The organism is Ruegeria sp. CDSA141, from assembly GCF_059612005.1.
In genome coordinates this window covers 1-5166 of the sequence record NZ_JBXWPT010000041.1, presented here as the reverse complement: position 1 = coordinate 5166, position 5166 = coordinate 1, and the positions used below count along the sequence as shown (strand labels likewise).

The following is a 5166-nucleotide window of genomic DNA, read 5'->3' as shown; positions in this document are numbered from 1 at the left end:
AGTTTGTTTCGGATCAGGAAGCCTTGGGTACTGCAATTGAGATTCTGAACAATGAAGGCGCTTTGGGCTTCATGGGTAAGGACACGAAGCCTTAGGGAAAAGGTCACAGACGAATTTGCGCTATGAGAGTACGCTCTTCAGATATTGATTTGAAAGGACGGTTTCATGGCAGTTTACAAAATCCCAAAGCAAGAACTCGGCGTCGCTCCTGGATTTAAAGTCACGTTTCATGGCAAAGTTAATGTAGACTTTCCCAAGGCTAGCATTGAAATACCCACGAAAGTGACGGGCTGTGCGCCGTATACGTATCGCGTCAATCTCGATCCCGCCAAGGGACATTGGACAGGTGAAGACAGCCACAAATGGACGCTTTTTAATCACGAAGTTGTAGTTCGTATAAGTATTGATCCAACAAAGCCAAGATACGTCGCCGCAGAAGTGTATCACCCGGTAAAAAACAAACGCCAGAGGCTGTGGCATGACGAGTTCGATATTTTTGGACCCTACAAAAAACGCAAGGTCGAGATGTTTGCGCAAGGAGCATTTATTGATCCCATAAAATCAAATGCCGACCATACTTATGCCGTGGGATACAATGACGCCGGAAAGCGAAACTACCTTTGGCCATGCGGGGGCGACCACGACGAAAACCAGCGCTCTATTGGCCACGGAATAGCTTTTCAACCCGAGTGCGATTGTCTTTCGCAAATGCGAACAGATCCACTGACAAAGGGCCTAGCGGGAATTCGATACGGCCTTGACGGCGTCTGTCATCAAGCAACCAACAGAATTATGTGTACAGCTGGGCTCGAAGTAAACGACGCAAAGGGCTACAAATCTAAAGGCTGGGCCCACTTGACTCACGCCCTCTATGGTAGGTTGGGCTTACTGGCTAAAGATGGGAAAGGGGCTGAGAAATGGCGCAGCATATGCAATGGATGCCTCACGAAAAAATATCCTAGATGCTCTGAAGAAACGGAATTTTTGGTATCGAAGAACGAGCATCCAGACCTCATGCAGATGCATATCGACTCCAATCAAGAGCTTGTTTTGCAAGTGCGCCGTGACCTTTTGGATGCATATAATGAGCTTGAGGCCGGCAATCTCGCCCCCAAAGAATACGCCGATGTTTTGAATGCCGCCATCAACGGTTACAAGGCAAAGATGCAGAATGTTTTGGGTTCAACCCTGCACACAGAGATGTTTGACGAGGTCGCCAATGTCGACGTTGTGGTTGTCGACCCCAATATAGCCGAAGCTGTTTTTGCGCAGCCTGCTCCGTGACCCATCTCTGTTTTTACCGTTGACCGCTGCTATCTAACAGTTGTTCCAGTTCGCGAGCCAGACGCACATGCTCGTTGATCTCTTTCCTCATCTCCTGAGCCTCTCTGGTGCGCATACCGTGCTTGTAGGCGGGGTTGGCCTTGCCAGGACCGTGACCACCGCCAGCGCCATGCATCCGGCAAACCGTCCAGCCTTTTACCGCTGGGCTTTTGCAAGGAAGACCACTGCGTTTTGACGTTGCATTGCAACGAGGCGCTGCGTGAGCCTTGTGCATGGGGTTGGAGGCATGTTTCATTTTTTGCCTCCCCCCGTCTCAACGTTACCAACGATTGCTTGTCCGCCGTCTTCGACGTTCACGTGCTGAACAGTTACCGTCTGTTTCCCGCCGTTTCGGTGCTTCCGAAGCGTCTCAACCTGGGCGGCGAATGTACGCGAGAGTTTGTTGAATCCCGTGTGGTGGAGTTGGGCTTGAGGGATTGTCTCCGTGGCACCAAGCCACCGGGCCGACCGAATTGTTGCAACATGCGTGGCTGCCATCTGGACAGCCAGCATTCTCTCAACGGCATCTCGTGGCGCAATGTCGTGGATGATGGAAATCATGAATGCCCGCTCATCGTTTACTTCACCTGCGCTACCAGATTCCGCGTTGTTCAGTGCTTTTAGGCAGTGAGCCATCAAGGCACTGGCCAGTTCATCGCAGTCTGTTCCGAACACTTCCCTTAGCCCGTCGTGCTTGGTTAGCTCGACAATGTTACCTTCTTTGTTGCTGCCTTCGAATTTGACCCCAGTTTTGCTTGGCTCTTTTTTCTTGGCGGTGATGTCGCCTTTGGTTTCGTCAGTCATTGCTAATGCCTCACTTGTTGGATTGTTAGTGTTGAAGGTGTCCGTTTCCCCAGACCCCCTGGTAGATTAAGGATGTCTTAAATATTGCGACGGGGGACTTGTCGAAATCGGGTGTTTTCGTCGCAAATATTGATACGGCCCGTCGCATTTATTGCGTCGCCTCTGTCATTCTCGTCGCAAAATCTACGACGGTCTCGTCGCAGTTTTTAAGACAGGGTTTTGTTTTTCCGCACTTGCCAGTCGGGTTGTGAACCGGGGCTTTCACAACTGGGAAATCTGCCCCTTCAGCCCACTGCTTGTACAATCTGCGGCCAGCCTCCCCGTGCGCGGTCGGCAGCGAGATTTCAGTTAGTTCGAACAGCGGAGATGATGCGACGCCACTGGTGCCAAGTTTGGGCGGGCGTGACACAGCAATGAAGCCCTTTGCCTGTAACTCGCGAAACCCTTTGGCGGCTGTGTTGTACGACACGCCTAACCGGTCAGCGGCTTGTCTGACGCTCAAGCAAATCTTGCCGTTATTGTTGTTGTCCACCCCGCGCCATTCCAGCCGTAGCCATGGATACAGTGCCTGCGCGGTTGATGAGAGGGCCCGCCAAGCGGGCTCCTCCATCATTTTGCGGACGAGTTTTGTGAAGTGTTCGCCGCGTTTCTCGTTTCTCCTGTCGCGCCCCATCTACACAGCCTCCGCCTTGCTGATCGCGTCTATGAATTCAGGTAGCAACTCACCCTTGAAGGCGATGCCTTGCGTGCCCGGCAGCATCTCTCCGTCTTTTGAGATAAAGAACACGCGGATATTGTTGAGGTCATGCCCTTGAAAGTCATCCCGGCTGGCGCGGGATCCCTCGCGGCTGTTCTTGTGGATCTGGGTGATGAGGGCCATTAGCGTCCCTCCCCATAGTATAGCGTTGCAACGATGCGTGCAGTGGCCTCAGAGAGGCCGTGCTTGCGACGAAGGGCATGGATCTGGAGGTCGCGGGTTCTCATGCCGCCACCTCGCCAGTCTCAATCAGTTCCACCTTGCTGACGAGGAAATAGATGCCGAACTTTTGGCGTCCGGTGTCTGCATCGCCTCGGTACATCTTGCATTCGATGTTCACGCCGTCATCTCGGCGCAGTGGCAGCACCTGGTCCGAAAGGCGGCAGTAGCTGGCCGCGAAGAGGGGCGACCTTATTAGGCCCTCAAGGACTTGGCGCTTGTGCTTGGATGCGTAGATTTCAAGGGGTTCCTGGCCCGGATCTGTGACCCGGTAAAGCGCCGGGGCCGTTAAATTTGGAAGGTCTGCCCATCGATAAACGCGCAGTGCATTGGTTGGTGGAAATTCGGCCTCAATTGTTCGGGTTTTCTCGAAAATCATCCTGTATTACCTTTCTATTGTTGAAAGGCAGCGGGTTTCGGGCTATTCTCATGCTGCTAACCAAAAGAATTTGCCTCCGCCCGTGCCTCGGGTGAGGGTTTTCTTTTAGGCGGCAATCTGTTTTTCGATTGCAGCATCGATATCGGCTTCGTTCCAATAGAGGCGAGAGCCAAATTTGATGGGTTCTGGAAGACGGCCCAGTTCAACATCGCGGTAGACGCTAGAGCGGCTGCGGCCGCCCAACTTAGCTTGCAGGTCTTGAAAAGAAAGCAGTTTCATTGCTGTGCACCGTGTTGTTTCGTGGTGCATCAAGAATGGTGAATATCCGTTATCTTCGCATACGGCCCAATTCTGCAAATGGTCCGGACAGGTTTGACGGCGATTCCTTCAATGCGCCGACTTTGACCAAATATTGGTCGGTCAAATGGTTCCAAATCGCATCAGCTCTGTCGCGAAAACCTTGGTGCTTTTTGCTCGTGCACCAAGATTCTAGTGATTTGTACGTTACGCGAACTCCAAATTGATCCGCGACCATTGATACTGCATCACACGCACTCATTGTCCGTGGCCCATCGTGCCTAGTTAGGCTCAATTCAAACGCGTTTCTTACGGAAAGAGCAGATTGACGCATCACGAATCTCAAAGTTAAGTCTTTTGAAAGGGGTGGGCCACGGCGTTTCGCCCCCGGGAAATTTCCCAGTATTAGGCTGTGTGCTTTCACGCGAAGGCTTTCGGGCATTTTCGCACCTTCGAATACGTTACTGGCACAAATTGTTTTTAGGGCATCTAGTGCTTCAGGCAGTTTTTGCGAGGCTCCCCCTAAATAACGTGAAGCATACTCTTCTACTTCATAATACACGCCGCCCGCTTCAGTGAATCTTCGCGTAATTCCAGGCGTGAAGGAGATAATCAAATGTGTGTAAGACGTGTCCAGTAACGCTGGCAGACTAATGCCCCCAAACTTCTCTAATTCTCTAAAACCTTCAGCAAGTGCCTCCGTTGCTCTGTCAAATTTGTCTTCCAATTCTGGACTGACCATGATTCAAAACCTAGAAATGGTGGGCTGGGATAAACTATTTTGAGTCGTGTATTGGCCCCAGCACGCCATAATTGCTCTTCGCTGCTCCAAGAAATCCGTTCGCTTATAGGACCGCTCGACAGATCCGCCCACGACATGACCCAAGCAGGTTTCAGCAACCTCAAATGGTACGCTCTGTGTTTCCGCCACCCAATCCCTGAATGAAGACCTGAATCCATGAGGGCGCTCAACCAGTTTGCTTCGTTTCATGAACGACGCCATCGTCATGTCCGAAATCACGCCACGTCGAACGCCGGGGAACAACAAGCCGTCCCGTGCCAGCGGTTTAGCCATTTCAACGACAGTCATAGCCTCCTTAGATAATGGCACCCGAAAGCTTTTTGTCGCGTCCCTGCGTCCCTTCATTGCCTCTGCGGGTATGGTCCAAACATCACAATCAATCTGGTCCAGGTGAAGATTGCGCAGTGGAAACGAACGAACCGCTGTGAGTATCAAAAGTGTCTGACGTCAGCGCCTACCGGACAGATTTGGGGTTTGAGCAACGGAGGATTTCTGGTTCATCGAAGCCGTTTGTCCGTCTTCAGAGTTTTTCGGAGAGCTGAGGCGTTTTCGTAACGGAGGCTCTGGTTCGATTTCTGTTTGAGT

Annotated in this window: 9 protein-coding genes; 1 reads left to right on the top strand and 8 read right to left on the bottom strand. The window is 51.8% G+C overall.

Annotated elements, in window-relative coordinates:
- Positions 1 to 165: 165 nt before the first annotated feature.
- Positions 166 to 1284 (top strand): hypothetical protein, encoded by a 1119-nt coding sequence (locus AC2FLP_RS21915; protein WP_299899966.1) that lies wholly within the window; start codon positions 166 to 168, stop codon positions 1282 to 1284.
- Positions 1285 to 1297: 13 nt separating this feature from the next.
- Here AC2FLP_RS21915 and AC2FLP_RS21910 read toward each other — a convergent pair whose 3' ends face one another.
- The 8 genes from AC2FLP_RS21910 to AC2FLP_RS21875 all read right to left on the bottom strand — a co-directional run bounded on the left by AC2FLP_RS21910 (position 1298) and on the right by AC2FLP_RS21875 (position 5016).
- Positions 1298 to 1579 (bottom strand): hypothetical protein, encoded by a 282-nt coding sequence (locus AC2FLP_RS21910; RefSeq protein WP_299899964.1) that lies wholly within the window; start codon positions 1577 to 1579, stop codon positions 1298 to 1300.
- Complete coding sequence (locus tag AC2FLP_RS21905) at positions 1576 to 2127, bottom strand: hypothetical protein (protein WP_496686504.1); 552 nt, start codon at positions 2125 to 2127, stop codon at positions 1576 to 1578. The genes AC2FLP_RS21910 and AC2FLP_RS21905 overlap by 4 nt, the downstream gene beginning before the upstream one ends.
- Before the next feature lie 148 nt (positions 2128 to 2275).
- On the bottom strand, positions 2276 to 2800 hold the full coding sequence (locus AC2FLP_RS21900) for a GntR family transcriptional regulator (RefSeq protein WP_299899960.1): 525 nt from the start codon (positions 2798 to 2800) through the stop codon (positions 2276 to 2278).
- Entirely contained in the window at positions 2801 to 3007 is a 207-nt protein-coding gene (locus tag AC2FLP_RS21895; RefSeq protein WP_299899957.1) for a transcriptional coactivator p15/PC4 family protein, read from the bottom strand.
- A 100-nt stretch (positions 3008 to 3107) separates the two neighbouring features.
- Positions 3108 to 3482 (bottom strand): hypothetical protein, encoded by a 375-nt coding sequence (locus AC2FLP_RS21890; RefSeq protein WP_496686500.1) that lies wholly within the window; start codon positions 3480 to 3482, stop codon positions 3108 to 3110.
- A gap of 105 nt (positions 3483 to 3587) precedes the next feature.
- Positions 3588 to 3761, bottom strand: coding sequence for a helix-turn-helix transcriptional regulator (locus tag AC2FLP_RS21885; RefSeq protein ID WP_299899952.1), 174 nt, complete (start codon positions 3759 to 3761; stop codon positions 3588 to 3590).
- Between the two features lie 49 nt (positions 3762 to 3810).
- On the bottom strand, positions 3811 to 4521 hold the full coding sequence (locus AC2FLP_RS21880) for a hypothetical protein (protein WP_496686497.1): 711 nt from the start codon (positions 4519 to 4521) through the stop codon (positions 3811 to 3813).
- Between the two features lie 3 nt (positions 4522 to 4524).
- Positions 4525 to 5016: a tyrosine-type recombinase/integrase gene (locus AC2FLP_RS21875; RefSeq protein WP_496686494.1), complete on the bottom strand. Its 492-nt coding sequence runs from the start codon at positions 5014 to 5016 to the stop codon at positions 4525 to 4527.
- Positions 5017 to 5166 lie beyond the last annotated feature (150 nt).